Source organism: Cellulophaga sp. RHA19 (genome assembly GCF_002813425.1).
Taxonomy (GTDB): Bacteria; Bacteroidota; Bacteroidia; order Flavobacteriales; family Flavobacteriaceae; genus Cellulophaga.
The window spans coordinates 3,357,453-3,374,095 of the sequence record NZ_PHUL01000001.1 but is presented as its reverse complement, the minus strand read 5'-3'; the positions used below and the strand labels follow the sequence as shown (position 1 = coordinate 3,374,095).

Here is a 16,643-nt window from a genome sequence, read left to right as displayed (position 1 = left end):
TTATTTATAAAAAGATAGACTGAATTGTTGTTTTTTAGTTCTGAATTGTATGTTTTAATTTTTTGAAGCTTTGATACGTGCTCCGTTTTCATCTATTTTAATATTTAAAGAACTTTCATTTCCATTTATATTAATGTTTACACCATCATCATCTACAGATAAGTTGGACTCTTCATTAACTTGTTTTTCTTCACCTTCTATAAGTTCCTCATCAATACAATCTAAACACTCTAGAACACCTTGTTTACTCATAACCCAAGTGTAGTCTTTAACTTCAGACCTGTAAATTTCTTCTTTGTATGATGTATGCCAACCAATATTGTGTGTGTCAGCATCAAAATCAAACTTAATAATTACATTTTTAGGAATATAAAGAGTAACGTTTACTTCTTGATCTCTAATTTTACCTTTGCTGTCTAGCAATAAAAAATTGTCTAATATTATTTTATTATCTAGCACTTGGTAATTATAGTCTATGGTTTTAGCTCTTTGTCTGGCTTCATCAAAAGAACCACCTTGAGATACTTTCTGTATTTTAATTCTAGCTACGTCATCATTAGACCTAACAATATCAAATATAAAATCGTTGTCTAGTAACAGTTTTTTACCGTTTTCATCTATAGTAAATGTCATTCCATTAATTCTAAAATTTTCTGGTCTGTCATAGTTTTTACTAGTTCTAGTAGAAATATATAAAGTGTCTAAAGGCTGTGTAAATTTTAACTCCTCTGTTTTATTAACACTACCCTTGTACATATTAGCTGTAGCTTCTTTAATACCAACAATTGTTAAACCTATAATAGCAGCTAACCAAACACCAAACAATGTTATTTTTGCAATTGTACCAATAGATTTTAAGTTAGATACAACAATTTTTAATCCTAAATAAAGTAGAAAGAAAAATGGTATTGCTACGGCAAAAAATGTTAGTAATGATATAAGCCAAATTGGTGCGCTTGTACTATTAACTATACTATAAAGAGGTGTGTTGTTAATAACAAACGCATCTGTAAAACCCGCAGTAAATAAGCCTATAAAGGTGCCTATTACCACAGCACCACCAATTAAAATAAAGAATACACCTATAATTTTACCAATACTTTTAAATATAAAGCTAAAAAAGGTGCCTACAGCATCAAAAAAAGTTTGAATACCAGTTTTTAGCTTTCCGCTGGCTTTATTGTAATCTGCATTTTTAACTTTATCTGTAACAGTGTTAAAACTTTCTTTTACAGTACGTTCTATGTTGCTAATGTTTATAGACTCACCACGCATATCTAGTTTTTGCGAGGTTGTTTTAGCTTCTGGAATTAAAAATAATAATAGAATATAAATTACTATAAATCCGCTAAAAGTAGCCAGTGTAAGTACAACCCATAATAAACGAACCCACCAAGGGTTAATACCTAAATAGTGTGCCATCCCAGCAGATATACCTCCTATGTATTTATTGTCTGTATCTCTGTATAGTTTTTTTGCTTTAGATTTTGATGTAGGTTGCTCTTCGTCCTCAAAAATCTCTTCGTCTACACGGTAATCTTCAGGTTGCCCCATAACACCAATAACATCTTCTACATCTGTTTTAGTAATTACTTGTTGGTCGTTTTTAACTTTTTCCTGAAAAAGCTCTGCAATTCTGGCTTCAATATCAGAAATAATTTCATCGCTACCCGCACCGTTGTTTAATGATTGCTTTATTGCTTTTAAATAATTGTCTAGTTTGCGGTATGCATCTTCGTCTATATGAAAGAATAAGTTAGCAAGGTTTATGTTTATCGTCTTATTCATTGTTCGTTTTTTTTGAGTTGGTAACTAGGTTTACGGCATTTCTTAGTTCGTCCCAGGTAGCATTTAATTCGGTTAAAAATTCTTCTCCTGTTTTTGTAAGCGCGTAGTATTTTCTTGGTGGGCCGGATGTAGACTCTTCCCAACGGTAAGTTAGTAGTCCTGCATTTTTTAATCTTGTTAATAAAGGGTAAATAGTGCCTTCTACAACTAGCATTTTGGCATCTTTTAATGTTGCAAGAATTTCAGAAGTATATTTATCTTCTCCTTTAAGTATAGAGAGGATGCAATACTCTAAAACACCTTTGCGCATTTGTGCCTTTGTGTTTTCTATCTTCATAGTTTAGATATTCTTTTAATAACCCACCAAAAGGGGTTAATTGATTTGATGAACAAACTCCGCTGAATTATTTTTTTACAGAATTGATTAAGTTCTATAACTCTAACTTGTTAGTTTCTTATGCAAATATATATCTTTAAAAAGGTATTATGCAAAACATAGTACTGAAAATTAACTTTAATTTAACATTTATAAATTCAACTATTTTCAATACTTTTATAGAAATTATAAATGATAGAATGGCAAAGAGCACATTAAAATACAACGTATTTAATTTTTTTAAACTACCGTCTGCTTGGTGGTGTGGCGTACGTTTACAGCATATAGATGAAAAAAAAGCGGTAGTAACTGTAAAGCACAGATGGTTTAACCAAAACCCTTTTAACTCTATGTTTTGGGCTGTGCAAGGTATGGCTGCAGAATATGCAACAGGTATTATGGTTATTGACCAAATTGAGAAAAGTGGTAAAAAAATATCTATGTTAGTTGCGAGTAACAATGCAACATTTACTAAAAAGGCTACAGGAAGAATTACGTTTACTTGTGAAGACGGACACTTAATTGAAGATGCTATTGCTAAAACCGTTGCAACTGGAGAAGGACAAATTTTTACAATGAAATCTGTTGGTGTTAATAAAGACGGAGTAGTGGTGTCTACCTTTAATTTTGACTGGACAATACGTTTAAGAAAGTAAAGGTAATAAGTTAAAAGTGTTTACTTACGTTTTAATTTTTGTGCACAAATTAACTTATAGAGGTATAAAACTTAGTTTGTAAAAAAGTTTTTTAACTATTTGTTAGTTTAAAATTGAAAACAAATAATTGGTATTAGAATTATAAAAGTTCTAACCAGATAAAAGATCCTATTACAAAAAGTAAAGAACCAACTATTAGTTTTTTATTTATACTAGAGGTGTTTAGTACAGATAAAAAGATACCTAGAATGCAACCTGTAATAGCCCCTGCTGCTCCTAACCATATGTACAATAACTCGGGCATACTGTGAGAGTGAGGCTCTCCGTTTTTGTAAATTAAAAAGAATAGTATTACAGAAGCCAATAAGCAACCTGTAATGGTGTAAAGAATAAACCCTTTAAGTGTTGATTTGCATATAAATAACAACTTACTATTGTTTGCTTCTAACTTATTTATGTTGTTGTTTTTTATCAAGTATAGCACTGTTAATGCGTATAAAATACCGATTATTACTACTGTCATAATTATAGTTATGTCTTTAGTTTTGTAAAATAGGATTAATAATTATCTCTTATCATTTCTAAAACAGTCTGTATTTCTTTTTTTACATCAGAAGTTTTTGTTTTAAAATGATTATTCATAAAACTAAAAATTAACGTTTTTCCAGATTTGGTAATTAAGTATCCGCTTAAACTATAATTGTTACCCAAACTACCAGATTTTGCGTAAATGTATGGTTTAGGAGTGCCTTTATACCAGTTTTTTAAGGTTCCAGATTCGCCACCAACAGGAAATAAAGAAAATAACCTGTTTTTGGAAATTTGACGATACATTTTATCTAATACTTGCACATAAGATGCTGGTGTAAATAAGTTGTATCTAGAGAGTCCAGAGCCATCTACCCAGCGTGGTTGTTGTTCTAGATCTGCTAAGTCAGTTTTTAAAATATGTTTTATTGCTTTATTCACATTTAGGGTATCAGACAAAGTGCTAGAGGCCATAACCAGTAACTGTTCTGCTAAAAAATTATCACTTACAAGCATCATACGGCGTGCAATACTATCTGTAGCAATACCGTAAAGTGTTGTTTTTTTTGTATTTGGTAATGTATTGGTGTTTTTAATTTTTTTATTTATTTCTTTTTCTATTAGTGTTTTTGTTAGTTTATTACTTGTTTTAAAAGGAACTTCTATAGTATCTTTTAAGTTAGGACTTATATAAAAAATGTTTTTAACCATTTCTCTTTTAAAGCTGTGTGGTTTTCTAGAAACACTATCTTTAAAATAATTAGGGTAGGTTTTAATTTCTCCTTTTTTATAAGCAGTTACTACGTTACCATAAAGAGGAAAACCACTACGTTCTGGTGAAAAATAAGTATCAAAATCTTCCCAAGCCCAACCGCCACCAAACTTATCTGATGTAAAATTAGCCAAGTATAAAGCTATATTTTGTTGTTGTTTAAAAAATGTGATAGCTGTACTATCTTTAAAATAGGGGTGTAATGTTGTTGGGTTTCCTGTTCCTTGTATGTAAGTAATATTATCTTTTACACCATATTTTAATAAAGGGCTATACTCTGGTAATAGTTTTAAAGCAGTGTAAAGCGTAAATATTTTTGTATTACTGGCAGGTGTAAAATATTTGGTGCTGTTTTTCTCAAAAATAGTTTTTTTACTTTCTGGATCATAAACTTTAATACCTACAAAGTGATTTTTAAAAAGCGAAGTATCTAATTTACTATTGGTTTTTTTGGTAATTTTTTGTTTTGTAGAAGCACAACTACTTAAGAGTACTAAAATTGTAAAATATATAAAAGTTCTGTAGTTATTGTAAAATCTGATATTGTAGGACATTACGTATGTTTTAATTGAATAATTTAAATATTTAACATTTTATATAGACAATAATTAGCTCTTTTATCGTTAAATTTATGGAATAATAATTTAATAATTATAAATATGGCAAGAGCAATGTTTGATTACACTAAAACTGTTTTGCAAAAAGTAAGTTTTGATTCTAAGTTGTTTTGCAAAGAGCTAGAAAAAGCAATTTCAAGATTATTACCTTATGAGGTAGACGAGCTTAAACTCTGGTTAAACTCTTTTACTACAGATAAGCCAGAATTGAGGCAGTGTATGATTTACATCAAAAAATAGGAAATGCTAAAAAGCCACCATAACGGTGGCTTTTTTTTATGCTTTAATTTTATTGTTAATAGGACTAATAATTTTTACATCCTGAAAAGCAATTGCTCCACGTACAACACTTGTAATAACATCGTGTAAAGCATCAGTAATTTGTACTTTAAGTTCTTTTTTATGATATATTAAACTCACTTCTCTAGCAGGAGAAGGAGCTTCAAAATGCTTTAAATTTTCTTTCTTTTTGTCATCTAACTCAAGTGTGTTTAAATAGGGTAGTAACGTCATTCCTAAACCTTCATTAGATAAGTTTATTAGTGTTTCAAAACTACCACTTTGCAATCTAAAATGGTCAACAGTGTTGTTTTTTGGAGATTTACAAAGGTTTATAACGCCATCTCTAAAGCAATGTCCATCTTGTAATAAAAGCACATCATCTATGTCTAAATCTTCGGGAGTTAATTTTTCTGTGTTAGCTAGCCTATGTTGTTTAGGAATATACCCCACAAATGGTTCGTAATATAAAGGTCTCTCTTTTATAAATTCAATTTCTAAAGGAGTTGCAGCAATTGCAGCATCTATTTGTCCGTCTTGTAAATTTCTAATTAGCGTATCTGTGCTTTGTTCTTTAATAACTAAGTTTACTTTTGGAAACTTAGATATAAATGCTTTTAAAAACATAGGTAAAAGAGTAGGCATAATAGTAGGTATAATACCTAAAACATATTCGCCACCAATAAACCCTTTTTCTTGATCTACTATATCTTTAATACGGTCTGCCTCGTTTACAATGTTTTTAGCTTGCGCAACAATTTTTTCGCCTACTTCTGTAATAGAAATTGGTTTTTTACTCCTATCAAAAATCTGAACATCTAACTCGTCTTCTAACTTTTGTACTTGCATACTTAAAGTTGGCTGTGTAACAAAGCTTTTTTCTGCTGCTAATGTAAAGTTTTGGTATTTGGCAACTGCCAAAACATATTGTAATTGAGTTATGGTCATTCTTAATAGGTATAAACTATAAAATTATAAAAACAAATGATTTTAATCATCCCCAAAAATAGTAAATACTAACTAACTTTGTTGTATCACAAAAAAGATAAATGTTATGGAATTAAACAGTATAGGATTAGAAGTAGAAAAAGCTAAAGAGCTAAACAGTAAATTAAATGTTTTATTATCTAGTTTCCAGGTTTATTACCAAAATTTAAGAGGTGTTCATTGGAATATTAGAGGTAGACGTTTTTTTGATTTACATATTAAGTTTGAAGAGTTGTATACAGACGCAAATGAAAAAGTAGATATGATTGCAGAGCGTATTTTAACCTTAGGAGGTAAGCCTTTGCACACTTTTGAAGATTATATGGCTGTATCTAAATTGCCAGTAGGTAAAAACATATCTATAGATGTAGAAGCTATAAAATTAATTGTAAATTCTTTAAAAGAATTACTAGTTATAGAGCGCGATTTATTAGACCTTTCTGATGATGCTAATGATGAAGGAACAAACTCTTTAATGAGCGATTTTATTGCTGAACAGGAAAAAACAATTTGGATGATGAATGCTTGGTTAGAAGAATAGATGATTGTAACCAAATTGTTCTATTTAAAAAGGAGATAAAGCATAGCTTTATCTCCTTTTTTTTTACTTTTATTTACTGTTATTAAAATCTTAGTGCAAATTTTAAATCTTTGTCTTCTACCATAAATTTAGCTTCTGAAAAGCTTGGTGGACCATAAGGTGTTGATGATCCAGAAATACAGTAACTTTCTTTAGGCATACCATTAGCTTCTCTGTCCATTTGTTTGTTGTTATTTTCATCGTGCATTGCTAAAATAGCATATTCTCCTGCTACAATATCTTTAAAAACAATGGTTACTTTACCATCTTCTATAGTTGTAATTTTGTTTTGTAAACCCATACCTCTCATAAAAGTCTCTGATGTGTGCAAGCCAGCCATAACTGTTCCGTCATCATTTAAAACATTATCTATGGTAATAGTAATTGTAAATGTTTTTGCTTCTGTTTCTGCCTGAGCATTTGAAGTAATTGTCATTAAAAATAATCCGAATAATAAAGCTATAGTTTTCATAATATTTTGTTTTTAAGTTGATTATGATACAAAGATGCTGTACTAGTTTAATTTTTTAAAATACAATAAACCCAACTGTAGTTTTTTTAAGCTGAGTTGTAGATTGCTTTAATTGATGAAATATGAATAATAGAATGTAGAGAATAGAGAGAATAAACTTTAAAGTAGAAAGTTTTAAAAGTGTTGCGTAATGCTATAAAATAAAAAACAGGTGTTGTGGACAGGAAAACGAAACCTATTAATTAGTCTAAAAAAGTGCGGTTGTAGCTAAACGGATTACTTTTGTTTGGATCTACGGTTACTTCTACAGCTCTGTGTCCGCCATCTATTTGTACACGTGTAATGTTTTTTTCTGGCCAAGGTTTGTTTGTAAACCAAACGTGTCCGTCTCCTTGTAAATAAAGTACAGGTTTATTAAAAGTAGCAGCACTGCTTCTAAAAGCATTGGTAAATGTGTTAAACTTGGTAGCATCACCTTCTGTAATATTTGCGTGTCCAAATACAACTACGGCGTTTACATTGTCTTTTTCTGCTTGCAGGTGTTGTTGTACCCAATTGGCATTATCTGTTAATCTAGTTTCCCATTCGGTGATATTATGTACGCTACTGCCTACAATATTAATACCTAGGAATAATACTTTATTTTGTATCCAACTAAAGTTTTCTGGACGTTCTGTTTGGTAACTAATTTTAGGGCTAAAGGTCCAATTTGTATTCAATTTTAAAAAGTGCTTGTTCCAAAACGCTAACCCTTCTTCTGGGTTTGTACAGTCATTATATTCATTATCACCCAAAACAATAAAAGTAGGGACTGTAAATTGCTTTAAAAGATTGCTTACGTCTACATACACATCTTCTGTGCAAGCATCTGCTCCTGGTTTTATATCTCCAACGTGAATTACAAAACTAGATTTAGCCTTTGCATTGTGTGCCGCAATTACTTTGGGTATAGAATCTCTTTGAAAGTCATTATAAGGAACATCGCCAATTGCTGTAAAAACAACTGGTTCTATAGCTTTTGGGTCTTCATTTGGTTTGCTACTGTCATTGTTAGAATCAGTAGAGCAAGACATAGTTTGTGTTGCTAAAAATACAAGTACTATTAATTTAAATAATAAAGGTTGGCGGATAATGATTATCATACTTAAAAATACAAAATAAAGCAGTACTTACTTGATTAACAGTAAATAACTGTGTTATTTTTTCATATGTTTGGCAATTTCTTTGGCACTTGGATCTCTTTTTTCTAACTCTTCAATTATTTTTGGTTTGTCTTCTTCTCGTGTTTGCGAGAGTTTGTAGGTAGCTTGTATGTCTGTAATTTCAATCTCAAAAGCAACAATACCTTTTACTTGTGCTAATGTGCCTTTAGATAGGTTGTCTAAATGTAACGGACATTCTGATGCTTGTTCATACTTATCAACCAAATTATGTAATCCTTCCATAGCGGAGTCTTGGTCTACAATGGTAATTTTGCCATAAACGTGTACAGCAATATAGTTCCAGGTAGGTACTTCCTCGTCTTTATACCATGATGATGATACATAACTGTGTGGGCCATTAAAAATACAAAGTACTTCTGGTGTTTGTTTAAAATTATGCCATTGCGGATTGGCTTTTGCAATATGACCTACAAGTATATCTTTTCCGTTTTTTGTTTGCAACTCTAACGGTATGTGTGTAGCCCAAGGTTTACCGTTAGTTTGGTTAACTAGTATGCCAAAACTATTGTTTTTAATAAAGGTTTTAACTTCTTCTGTGTTATTGTTTTGGTAGCTTGGCGGTATATACATTTTTATTCTTTTATTACTGTTGCTAATACGGGTAAATGGTCTGATATATGTTTGTTATTATCTAACCTATCATCTATAATTGTTACAGACAATACATTTAAGTGTTTTGCAAAAATATAATCTATTCTCTTTGTTAAGATACGATCTGTAAATCCATTAAAAGTTCCTTTAGGACCGTATGGAGCTGTTTTACTTACGCTGTAACTATCTGGTATGTAGTTTGTAATTGTAGTAATGGCTTCTGTTGTAGGAGTTACATTAAAATCTCCCATTAAAATAACTGGGTAGTTTTTTGTGTTTAGGGTCTTAATTTTTTCTACAATTAACTTAGCAGAATTTTTACGGGCTTCTACACCAATATGGTCAAAATGTGCATTAAAAACCCAGTAATACTGTTTTGTTTTTTTATGTTGAAATAAACCGTACGTACAAATACGTTCCATTGCGGCATCCCAACCAACAGATATTTTATTAGGTGTTGTAGATAGCCAAAATGTATTTGAAGTTATAAGCTTAAAGTCATTATTATAATAAATAGCGCTGTATTCTCCTTTTTCTTTGCCATCATCTCTGCCAACACCTATGTAATTATAGTTAGGTAAATTAATGTTTAGGTGGTTAACTTGGTTGTGTAAACCCTCTTGAATACCTAAAAAAGAAGGATTGTAATGTTGTATTAACTCTACCATTTTATCTTTTCGGTAGTTCCAATTATTTATAGTGTCTCTAGTATTATCATACTTTATATTGTAAGTCATTGCTTTTATTGCCTGACTAATAACTGTATTTGTTGCAAATGCAAAAACTAGCGCTACTATAAATTTTTTACTCATTTCTATAGGTTTTTGTAGAGGTAGATACTAACTTGTTTATTTCTTTGAGCTCTTCTTTTGTAAACTCTCGGTATGTACCAACTGGCATATTTAAAGAAATGTTCATAATACGTACACGTTTTAGTTTTACAACGTTGTATCCTAAATACTCCGTCATTCTTCTAATTTGTCTGTTTAAACCTTGTGTAAGTATAATTTTAAACTCGTATTTACTTAATTTTTCTACTTTACATTTTCTGGTAATGGTATCTAAAATAGGGATACCATTACTCATTTGGTGTATAAAATCATCTGTAATAATGTTGTCTACTTTAACAATGTATTCTTTTTCGTGATGATTTCTAGCACGCAGAATTTTGTTTACTATATCACCATCATTAGTTAAAAAAATTAAACCTTCACTAGGTTTATCTAATCTACCAATAGGGAAAATACGTTTAGGGTAATTTATGTAGTCTATAATATTGTCTTTTTCTACACGTGTATCTGTAGTACATACAATGCCAACGGGTTTGTTAAATGCTAGGTATACAAAATCTTCTTTAGACTCAGATATTAATTCGCCATCTACGCGTACTTCATCTGTAGGAACTATTTTGGTGCCCATTTCTGGTATTTTTCCATTAATGGTTACACGTCCTTGGTCTATAAGTTTGTCTGCCGCTCGGCGAGAACAATAACCAACTTCACTTAGGTATTTGTTAATTCTGGTAGCCTGTACTTCTTTCATTATAATTGCTTCTCTGGTAGCAAAGATAGTAGATTGTTTTGCTTTATGCTCTTAAAAACTATTGGTTTTACACCTTAAACTACAGGATTGCATTAATTTTTTACAACTCATCTGTAAATATTTACAATTGGGTTCTAAATTATTTGAGTAAAGTAACTAATGCCTCAACTTTGTAACAGATAAGAACAGTAATTATTTAGTAAATTAGAGCCAAATCAGATTTTAAAATGTTCAATATTAAAAAAATATTAAAAATAAGTATTTACATTACAATTGTACTAACAATTATAAATGTGTTGGGTACTATTAGTAACGGCTTTTCTTTAACCAATACATTACGTAGTGTGGCCATTGGTTTTTTGTATTCATTTGTTTTAAGTTGTGTAAACTCTTATTATTTTCAGTATATATCTAGTATTTATAGCTGGGAAGAGCAACCTAAAAAAAGACTATGGCTTGGTGCATTGGGGTCTGTAGTACTAACACTTATTGCCTTTGCAATTGTAAAGTTTATAATAGCTATTGTACTTTTTGGTAATAGTGTAGAGCAGTATGTAAACAGCCAAACGTTATCTCCGTATATGATTGCTATACTAATATCTATAGTGGTTTCTTTAGCACTACATGCTTATTATTTTTATAAGTATATACAAGACTCTAAAATAAAAGAGCAAAAAATTATAGCAGGTACAGCATCTGCAAAGTTTGATGCTTTAAAAAATCAGTTAGATCCACATTTTTTATTCAATAGCTTAAATGTGTTAACTAGTTTAATAGAAGAAGACCCGTTCCAGGCACAAAAGTTTACCACATCATTATCTAAAGTATATAGGTATGTTTTAGAACAGAAGAATAAAGATTTGGTTACAGTAGACGAGGAGTTAAAATTTGCAAAAACATACATACGCTTACTAAAAATGAGGTTTGAGGATAGTATTGTTTTTGATGTACCAGAAAAAAGTAGTAATCCAGATGCCAAAATAATACCATTATCGCTACAATTATTGTTAGAGAATGCGGTAAAGCACAACATAGTATCGTCTAACAAGCCTTTGCACCTAAAGGTTGAAGAAGTAGATAGTATGCTAATTGTGAGTAATAATTTACAAGAGAAAAAAGTAGTTAAAAAGAGTAGTGGAGTAGGACTTAAAAATATACACCAACGCTACCAAATGTTAACAGACAGAACAGTAATCATCAACAAAGACGCAACAGAATTTAGTGTGCACTTGCCAATCTTAACCAAACAAGTATCAACTATGGAAACACAAAAAGTACATTTAGACGAAAAACGCTATCAAAGAGCAAAAGAGAGAGTAGAAAAAATAAAAGGATTTACATACAACTTAGTATCATACTGTTTTGTAATTCCGTTTTTAATATGGTTAAACTACCAAACAACAGATTTTCCTTGGTCGGTATTCCCTGCCTTTGGTTGGGGGTTAGGTTTAGCAGCTCACGGTATGGAAGCCTTTGGTTATAACCCTTTATTTGGTAGAAACTGGGAAAACCGCAAGATTAAAGAGTATATGGAAGACGATAAATTTTAAGAGAAATAACTAACCAACTAAAAATACAACTATGGAGATTAATACTAACGAAGATAAATACACAAGAGCCAAAGAGCGTGTAAAGAAAGAAAAAGAGTTTTACAACAAAGTAATATCATCTGCTTTTACTGTAGCTGTAGTAGCTGCAATTAACTATTACGTTAACGAATTTAGTAATCCTTGGTTTTTGTGGGTTGTATTAGGTTTAAGTATTAGCCTTGTATTTAAGGCGGTTAAAGCTTTTAATATTTTCCCTTTTATGGGTAAAGATTGGGAACAAAAGAAAATTAACCAATTAATGAAAGAGGAAGAAGAAACCAACAAAAAATGGAGGTAATGGAAGATTATAATCAACAATATAGAAACGAAAAGCTAGAAAGAGCTAAAGAAAAAATAAAGGAACTAAAAGGGTTTTACATTCATTTAACGGTGTTTATTTTAGTAAACCTGTTTATTGTAGGTAGTGTTATTTTTAGTTCTGGTTGGAACGGATTTTTAAATATAGGTACATATTTTACACCATTTTTTTGGGGAATAGGTTTAGTAGCACATTACTCTAAAGTTCACGGCTCATTACCATTTTTTAGTAAAGATTGGGAAAAACGTCAGATTGAAAAGTATATGGAAAAAGAAAAAAGGGAGTCAGATGACTTTTTAAAAAAGAAATAAGATGAAAAAAGCACCATTAAGTAAGTTAGAAAGAGCAGAGAAAAAAGTAAAAGAAATTAAAGATTTTTACAATCATTTAGGTTGGTTTTTAGTGGTAAATATTGTGGTATTAATTATTAGATTTAAGCTGTTTGATATCTTCTCTTTTGATTCTGTTTCTGTAGGAAAAAACATAACCGTTTGGATAGATGTTAATATGACAGTAATGCCATTACTTTGGCTGTTTGGGTTAACCTGCCACGGACTATATGTTTTTAAAGATAAGTTTCAGTTTTTTAAAAATTGGGAACAAAGACAAATTGAAAAATATATGGAACAGGATGACGATGTAAAATACATGTAGTTTTAAATTACAGAACCTTAATTTATAAAATAGCATAGGAGTATTAAATTGATTTTTTCTATTTTGCCAACAACAAATAAATAACCAAACTAATGAATGTAATTATTATTGAAGATGAAAAACCAGCAGCAAGAAGACTAAGTAGATTACTTGCAGAATTAGATGTAACAGTTTCTACAATGTTGCACTCGGTTGAAGAATCTATAATTTGGTTTAATGAGAATAAGCACCCAGATTTAATTTTTTTAGACATACAATTATCAGACGGTTTATCTTTTGAAATTTTTGAACAGGTAGATGTAAAAAGTGCTATTATTTTTACCACTGCTTATGACGAATATGCACTGCAAGCTTTTAAATTAAATAGCATAGATTATTTACTTAAACCAATAGATGATGAAGAGCTAGAAGTTGCTGTAAATAAGTATAAAAATATGACCGCTTCTAACGCAAAAATATCGGTAGATTTTGAAGACATAAAAAAGCTACTAGTAAACCCAATAGAACGCGAGTATAAAAAACGATTTACTGTTAAAGTAGGGCAGCATATAAAAATTATAAACGCAGATGATATTGAATGTTTTTTTAGTGAGAACAAAGGTACATACGCAGCAACTGCAGATGGTAGAAATTATTTGCTAGACATTACTTTAGAAAATTTAGAATCTGAGTTAGAACCTAAAAACTTTTTTAGGGTTAGTCGTAAGTTCTATGTAAATGTAAACTATATAAAAGATATTGTATCTTACACAAATTCTAGACTTCAACTGGTATTAAATAAGTATAATGATTCTGAAATTATAGTAAGTAGAGAAAAAGTAAAAGACTTTAAGTTGTGGTTAGAGTAAACCTTTTTAAAATATTGGTATTAAATTTATTAGTACAATAAAAAACCTAGTATAAGATTTATCTATACTAGGTTTTTTTATGCAATTTAGGCTTATTCTTCAATCCTGTTTTCATCAAAAGAAGATGGTAGTAATTTAGGAATTAATTTTATAAAAATAGGAAGCAATATAGCTCCTCCTGGTAACATAAAAATAGCTAAAGAAGGTATACTCTTAAAAATATCTAGCAGTTGGTTTTGTACTTTTCTCTTCTCTTCCACACTTAAATTTGTAATGGTAGATTTAGATATTAACGCAACCAATTCTTTACTTTCTGCCAATTCTTTTTGTAACCTTTTGCTATTTCTTAGTATTAATTTGTTAGCAAATTTAGAGGTATTATTATAAAATTTTTCTGCTAAATTATGATCCTTTAAATACGGAATTTCCTTTGCGTTTTCTTTAAAAAAAACAGCTACTTTTTTAATAGATTTTTTAACCTTTTTTCGTTTTAAATTTAGGTCGTTTGCAATGCTAAAAACAAACTCAGATTCTTGGTAGTCTAAAGTTAAATCTTCCCATGCTGTAACGCATACAATATCCATTAAATATTGATATACTTCTGGTGTAAATTTATCAATTAAACGCGCTCTGTAATGTGCATCAAAATGATGATAATCGTCTGGTAAAAATGATAATGAAGCAATAAATAAATAACTTAAACGCTCATCATATTTTTGCTGTTGTTTAGAATTTAAGGTGTGGTGTACAAGATTTATTAAGATATATTCTATCTCTTCTGCATATTTTTTTATGCCTTTTTCATCAGTTAAAAAACGCTTAAAAAGTAAAACATCAACAAAAAGTAAGGTGTTGGTAACAGAGCTTCCAAATGTTTTATTAATTAAATTTTCCTCTAAAAATACTCTAGATTTTAAAATAGCTTCTAATTTATTACTTGCTTTAGATCCTGTAAAAATCGTATCAAAAAAGCTAGAGTTTACATCTAAAGCTTCATAAAAATGAGTTGTTTTTTTTATGAAATTAGCGTAATTATAATCTTTATATTCTAATATATATGTAAAATATAGGGCAGAAATTAGATTAGCTTTTGCATTTTCATCTTCTGTAGGTGTGTGTGTAATTGGAATGAATTGTAGCCATTTTACGTGAATTCCATATATGAAACCTGTAGTACAAAGACTACGGTATAAGTCATTAAAATTAGTGTAGACAACATTACTATTAGTAACTACTTGTCCAAACTTATCTATCCAACCAGAAGCAGACGGGTTCATAACTTAATTTTTTGCTAAACTATATATTGTATAGATGTAATATATGCTTTATTTCTGTTTAACAAAATTTTAACAATTAAAAACCAAACCCTACTTTTTAAAGCTCCGTAAGTAGGGGTGAATTTATAATTAAAACATACTACAATGAGAAAAAACAGAAATTTATTAGTTGTATGCTTACTAGCAATAGTGGGTGTAGTTTTAGTAGCGGCAGATCATATTGATGCGCCTTCTACTACAGGACAAACTGCAGATATTGCAGATTTTTATGCTTTTGAACCAACAACTGGTTCAGACAATACAGTATTTGTTGTTGATCTACAAACTAACGTTTTACCAGATTTAGCTTATGGTTCTTTTGATGAAGGTGTATTAACTGAAATAAATATTGATAGAGATGGTGATTTGGTAGAGGATTTGGTAATACAAGCAATACCTAGAGATGGTAAAATGTACTTTTTTGGTCCTGTAGAGCCTTCTTCTACTGGTTTAAATGGAGAAGTTATGGTAAATGCTCCTTTAGGGTCTGTTGCTATATCTGGTGCTACAGCTACTATAGAGGAACTATCTAATGGTGTTAAGTTATTTGCTGGTCCTAGACAAGATGCTTTCTTTTTTGACTTTACACAGTTTAATGCTGTAATAGGTGGTATGGCTCCAGAAGGTTTTAAGGCTTCAGATGAAGCTACAGATACTTTTAATGGTGCCAATACTATGTCTATTGCTATTGAAATTCCTAATGCTATGCTGGGTACTGCTACAGCTACTAATGCTTTAGGTTTAGAAGTGTATAAAACTTGGGTAACTACAAATAAAAAATAATAAAACTAAAAACTTACAATTATGAAATTATATAATATAAAACACCTTGCCTTAGTTTTTGGGGCGGCATTAACTATAGCGTCTTGTTCTGATGATGATAACGGAGATATGAATATGGAGCCAGAGGCAACAGATTTTTCTGGTACATATACACAGGTAGACCATATGGGTAGACCAGGTATTAACACTGTTTTGTCTTATGATATAGATGGGCAACCAAGTGTAAAAGATGCCCAAAATGTTACAGTGCCTTCAGAAATGGGTGCAATGTTTCAGGCTGGTTTTGAGGCTAGATTAGAGCAGTACCATGATGTTTATGCTAATTTATTAGGAGCAGATCCTGCAGATGTAAACTACGAGAACAATATTTTAGGTCTAGATGCAGTAACATTAACTAGCTATTTAGCAGCAGATGTATTAGAAGTTGCTCCAAACTTACCAACTACATATTTTAATCCAGGTACAGATAATGATGGTGATGGAAGAATTCTTGTTCCAGATGGCGATGAAGTTGCTTTAACTGGAAGACTAATAACAGATGATGTTATTGATGTGTCTTTAATATTGCTTTTTGGAGGAGCAGAAGGAGACCGTTTTAGTGGTCAAGATACAGATGGTGATGGTACAGCAGATTTACCTCGTTTAACATCAGACGGTGTTGGCTTAACAGCTACAGTATCTACAGATTTTCCTTTTTTAGGAACTCCAGAAAACTAAAATACA

21 protein-coding genes are annotated in these 16,643 nt (G+C 30.5%); 10 read left to right on the top strand and 11 right to left on the bottom strand.

What is annotated here, in order from left to right; genetic code table 11:
- Positions 1–54: 54 nt before the first annotated feature.
- Positions 55–1,788, bottom strand: coding sequence for a PspC domain-containing protein (locus AX016_RS14835; RefSeq protein ID WP_100896359.1), 1,734 nt, complete (start codon positions 1,786–1,788; stop codon positions 55–57).
- On the bottom strand, positions 1,781–2,125 hold the full coding sequence (locus AX016_RS14830; protein WP_100896358.1) for a PadR family transcriptional regulator: 345 nt from the start codon (positions 2,123–2,125) through the stop codon (positions 1,781–1,783). The genes AX016_RS14835 and AX016_RS14830 overlap by 8 nt, the downstream gene beginning before the upstream one ends.
- Positions 2,126–2,364: 239 nt before the next feature.
- Here AX016_RS14830 and AX016_RS14825 point away from each other — a divergent pair, with 239 nt between their 5' ends.
- The gene (locus AX016_RS14825) at positions 2,365–2,820 is read left to right on the top strand and encodes a DUF4442 domain-containing protein (RefSeq protein WP_100896878.1); all 456 of its coding nucleotides are present in this window, start codon (positions 2,365–2,367) and stop codon (positions 2,818–2,820) included.
- Between the two features lie 139 nt (positions 2,821–2,959).
- On the opposite strand, the gene AX016_RS14820 is transcribed toward AX016_RS14825, so the two are convergent.
- Together AX016_RS14820 and AX016_RS14815 are read right to left on the bottom strand one after the other, a co-directional pair.
- Positions 2,960–3,343 (bottom strand): hypothetical protein, encoded by a 384-nt coding sequence (locus tag AX016_RS14820; protein WP_100896357.1) that lies wholly within the window; start codon positions 3,341–3,343, stop codon positions 2,960–2,962.
- 35 nt (positions 3,344–3,378) lie between these two features.
- Positions 3,379–4,674 (bottom strand): D-alanyl-D-alanine carboxypeptidase/D-alanyl-D-alanine-endopeptidase, encoded by a 1,296-nt coding sequence (locus tag AX016_RS14815; protein WP_100896356.1) that lies wholly within the window; start codon positions 4,672–4,674, stop codon positions 3,379–3,381.
- A 105-nt stretch (positions 4,675–4,779) separates the two neighbouring features.
- Here AX016_RS14815 and AX016_RS14810 point away from each other — a divergent pair, with 105 nt between their 5' ends.
- Positions 4,780–4,977: a hypothetical protein gene (locus tag AX016_RS14810; protein WP_100896355.1), complete on the top strand. Its 198-nt coding sequence runs from the start codon at positions 4,780–4,782 to the stop codon at positions 4,975–4,977.
- 36 nt (positions 4,978–5,013) lie between these two features.
- Here AX016_RS14810 and AX016_RS14805 read toward each other — a convergent pair whose 3' ends face one another.
- Entirely contained in the window at positions 5,014–5,964 is a 951-nt protein-coding gene (locus AX016_RS14805; RefSeq protein WP_100896354.1) for a LysR substrate-binding domain-containing protein, read from the bottom strand.
- Positions 5,965–6,070: 106 nt separating this feature from the next.
- Between AX016_RS14805 and AX016_RS14800 the strand changes: the two genes are divergently transcribed.
- Positions 6,071–6,544 (top strand): Dps family protein, encoded by a 474-nt coding sequence (locus AX016_RS14800; protein WP_100896353.1) that lies wholly within the window; start codon positions 6,071–6,073, stop codon positions 6,542–6,544.
- Positions 6,545–6,626: 82 nt separating this feature from the next.
- Here AX016_RS14800 and AX016_RS14795 read toward each other — a convergent pair whose 3' ends face one another.
- The 5 genes from AX016_RS14795 to rluF form a co-directional block, all read right to left on the bottom strand.
- Positions 6,627–7,055 (bottom strand): DUF2141 domain-containing protein, encoded by a 429-nt coding sequence (locus AX016_RS14795; RefSeq protein WP_100896352.1) that lies wholly within the window; start codon positions 7,053–7,055, stop codon positions 6,627–6,629.
- Between the two features lie 242 nt (positions 7,056–7,297).
- Entirely contained in the window at positions 7,298–8,128 is an 831-nt protein-coding gene (locus AX016_RS14790) for a metallophosphoesterase (protein ID WP_157811137.1), read from the bottom strand.
- A 123-nt stretch (positions 8,129–8,251) separates the two neighbouring features.
- Positions 8,252–8,848, bottom strand: coding sequence for an FMN-binding negative transcriptional regulator (locus AX016_RS14785; protein ID WP_100896350.1), 597 nt, complete (start codon positions 8,846–8,848; stop codon positions 8,252–8,254).
- 2 nt (positions 8,849–8,850) lie between these two features.
- A complete protein-coding gene (locus AX016_RS14780) occupies positions 8,851–9,681 on the bottom strand; it encodes an endonuclease/exonuclease/phosphatase family protein (protein ID WP_100896349.1) in 831 nt (276 codons plus the stop codon).
- A complete protein-coding gene (gene rluF, locus AX016_RS14775; RefSeq protein WP_100896348.1) occupies positions 9,674–10,411 on the bottom strand; it encodes a 23S rRNA pseudouridine(2604) synthase RluF in 738 nt (245 codons plus the stop codon). Before rluF ends, AX016_RS14780 begins: the two co-directional genes overlap by 8 nt.
- Before the next feature lie 227 nt (positions 10,412–10,638).
- Here rluF and AX016_RS14770 point away from each other — a divergent pair, with 227 nt between their 5' ends.
- The 5 genes from AX016_RS14770 (at position 10,639) to AX016_RS14750 (ending at position 13,821) form a co-directional block, all read left to right on the top strand.
- A complete protein-coding gene (locus AX016_RS14770; protein WP_100896347.1) occupies positions 10,639–11,961 on the top strand; it encodes a 2TM domain-containing protein in 1,323 nt (440 codons plus the stop codon).
- Positions 11,962–11,992: 31 nt separating this feature from the next.
- Positions 11,993–12,298, top strand: coding sequence for a 2TM domain-containing protein (locus tag AX016_RS14765; protein ID WP_100896346.1), 306 nt, complete (start codon positions 11,993–11,995; stop codon positions 12,296–12,298).
- The gene (locus AX016_RS14760) at positions 12,298–12,630 is read left to right on the top strand and encodes a 2TM domain-containing protein (RefSeq protein ID WP_100896877.1); all 333 of its coding nucleotides are present in this window, start codon (positions 12,298–12,300) and stop codon (positions 12,628–12,630) included. Before AX016_RS14765 ends, AX016_RS14760 begins: the two co-directional genes overlap by 1 nt.
- A 1-nt stretch (position 12,631) precedes the next feature.
- A complete protein-coding gene (locus tag AX016_RS14755) occupies positions 12,632–12,973 on the top strand; it encodes a 2TM domain-containing protein (protein WP_100896345.1) in 342 nt (113 codons plus the stop codon).
- Positions 12,974–13,065: 92 nt separating this feature from the next.
- A complete protein-coding gene (locus tag AX016_RS14750) occupies positions 13,066–13,821 on the top strand; it encodes a LytR/AlgR family response regulator transcription factor (RefSeq protein ID WP_100896344.1) in 756 nt (251 codons plus the stop codon).
- Positions 13,822–13,913: 92 nt separating this feature from the next.
- Here AX016_RS14750 and AX016_RS14745 read toward each other — a convergent pair whose 3' ends face one another.
- Positions 13,914–15,098: an LETM1-related biofilm-associated protein gene (locus AX016_RS14745; RefSeq protein WP_100896343.1), complete on the bottom strand. Its 1,185-nt coding sequence runs from the start codon at positions 15,096–15,098 to the stop codon at positions 13,914–13,916.
- Positions 15,099–15,242: 144 nt separating this feature from the next.
- Between AX016_RS14745 and AX016_RS14740 the strand changes: the two genes are divergently transcribed.
- Both AX016_RS14740 and AX016_RS14735 read left to right on the top strand, forming a co-directional pair.
- Entirely contained in the window at positions 15,243–15,920 is a 678-nt protein-coding gene (locus tag AX016_RS14740; protein ID WP_100896342.1) for a DUF4331 family protein, read from the top strand.
- Between the two features lie 21 nt (positions 15,921–15,941).
- A complete protein-coding gene (locus AX016_RS14735; RefSeq protein ID WP_100896341.1) occupies positions 15,942–16,637 on the top strand; it encodes a hypothetical protein in 696 nt (231 codons plus the stop codon).
- The last annotated feature ends 6 nt before the right edge of the window (positions 16,638–16,643 follow it).

Bases quoted from the DNA above. Each gene is read 5' to 3' on its own strand.
- AX016_RS14835 (WP_100896359.1), bottom strand. From the start codon at position 1,788: ATGAATAAGACGATAAACATAAACCTTGCTAACTTATTCTTTCATATA.
- AX016_RS14830 (WP_100896358.1), bottom strand. From the start codon at position 2,125: ATGAAGATAGAAAACACAAAGGCACAAATGCGCAAAGGTGTTTTAGAG.
- AX016_RS14825 (WP_100896878.1), top strand. From the start codon at position 2,365: ATGGCAAAGAGCACATTAAAATACAACGTATTTAATTTTTTTAAACTA.
- AX016_RS14820 (WP_100896357.1), bottom strand. From the start codon at position 3,343: ATGACAGTAGTAATAATCGGTATTTTATACGCATTAACAGTGCTATAC.
- AX016_RS14815 (WP_100896356.1), bottom strand. From the start codon at position 4,674: ATGTCCTACAATATCAGATTTTACAATAACTACAGAACTTTTATATAT.
- AX016_RS14810 (WP_100896355.1), top strand. From the start codon at position 4,780: ATGGCAAGAGCAATGTTTGATTACACTAAAACTGTTTTGCAAAAAGTA.
- AX016_RS14805 (WP_100896354.1), bottom strand. From the start codon at position 5,964: ATGACCATAACTCAATTACAATATGTTTTGGCAGTTGCCAAATACCAA.
- AX016_RS14800 (WP_100896353.1), top strand. From the start codon at position 6,071: ATGGAATTAAACAGTATAGGATTAGAAGTAGAAAAAGCTAAAGAGCTA.
- AX016_RS14795 (WP_100896352.1), bottom strand. From the start codon at position 7,055: ATGAAAACTATAGCTTTATTATTCGGATTATTTTTAATGACAATTACT.
- AX016_RS14790 (WP_157811137.1), bottom strand. From the start codon at position 8,128: ATGTCTTGCTCTACTGATTCTAACAATGACAGTAGCAAACCAAATGAA.
- AX016_RS14785 (WP_100896350.1), bottom strand. From the start codon at position 8,848: ATGTATATACCGCCAAGCTACCAAAACAATAACACAGAAGAAGTTAAA.
- AX016_RS14780 (WP_100896349.1), bottom strand. From the start codon at position 9,681: ATGAGTAAAAAATTTATAGTAGCGCTAGTTTTTGCATTTGCAACAAAT.
- rluF (WP_100896348.1), bottom strand. From the start codon at position 10,411: ATGAAAGAAGTACAGGCTACCAGAATTAACAAATACCTAAGTGAAGTT.
- AX016_RS14770 (WP_100896347.1), top strand. From the start codon at position 10,639: ATGTTCAATATTAAAAAAATATTAAAAATAAGTATTTACATTACAATT.
- AX016_RS14765 (WP_100896346.1), top strand. From the start codon at position 11,993: ATGGAGATTAATACTAACGAAGATAAATACACAAGAGCCAAAGAGCGT.
- AX016_RS14760 (WP_100896877.1), top strand. From the start codon at position 12,298: ATGGAAGATTATAATCAACAATATAGAAACGAAAAGCTAGAAAGAGCT.
- AX016_RS14755 (WP_100896345.1), top strand. From the start codon at position 12,632: ATGAAAAAAGCACCATTAAGTAAGTTAGAAAGAGCAGAGAAAAAAGTA.
- AX016_RS14750 (WP_100896344.1), top strand. From the start codon at position 13,066: ATGAATGTAATTATTATTGAAGATGAAAAACCAGCAGCAAGAAGACTA.
- AX016_RS14745 (WP_100896343.1), bottom strand. From the start codon at position 15,098: ATGAACCCGTCTGCTTCTGGTTGGATAGATAAGTTTGGACAAGTAGTT.
- AX016_RS14740 (WP_100896342.1), top strand. From the start codon at position 15,243: ATGAGAAAAAACAGAAATTTATTAGTTGTATGCTTACTAGCAATAGTG.
- AX016_RS14735 (WP_100896341.1), top strand. From the start codon at position 15,942: ATGAAATTATATAATATAAAACACCTTGCCTTAGTTTTTGGGGCGGCA.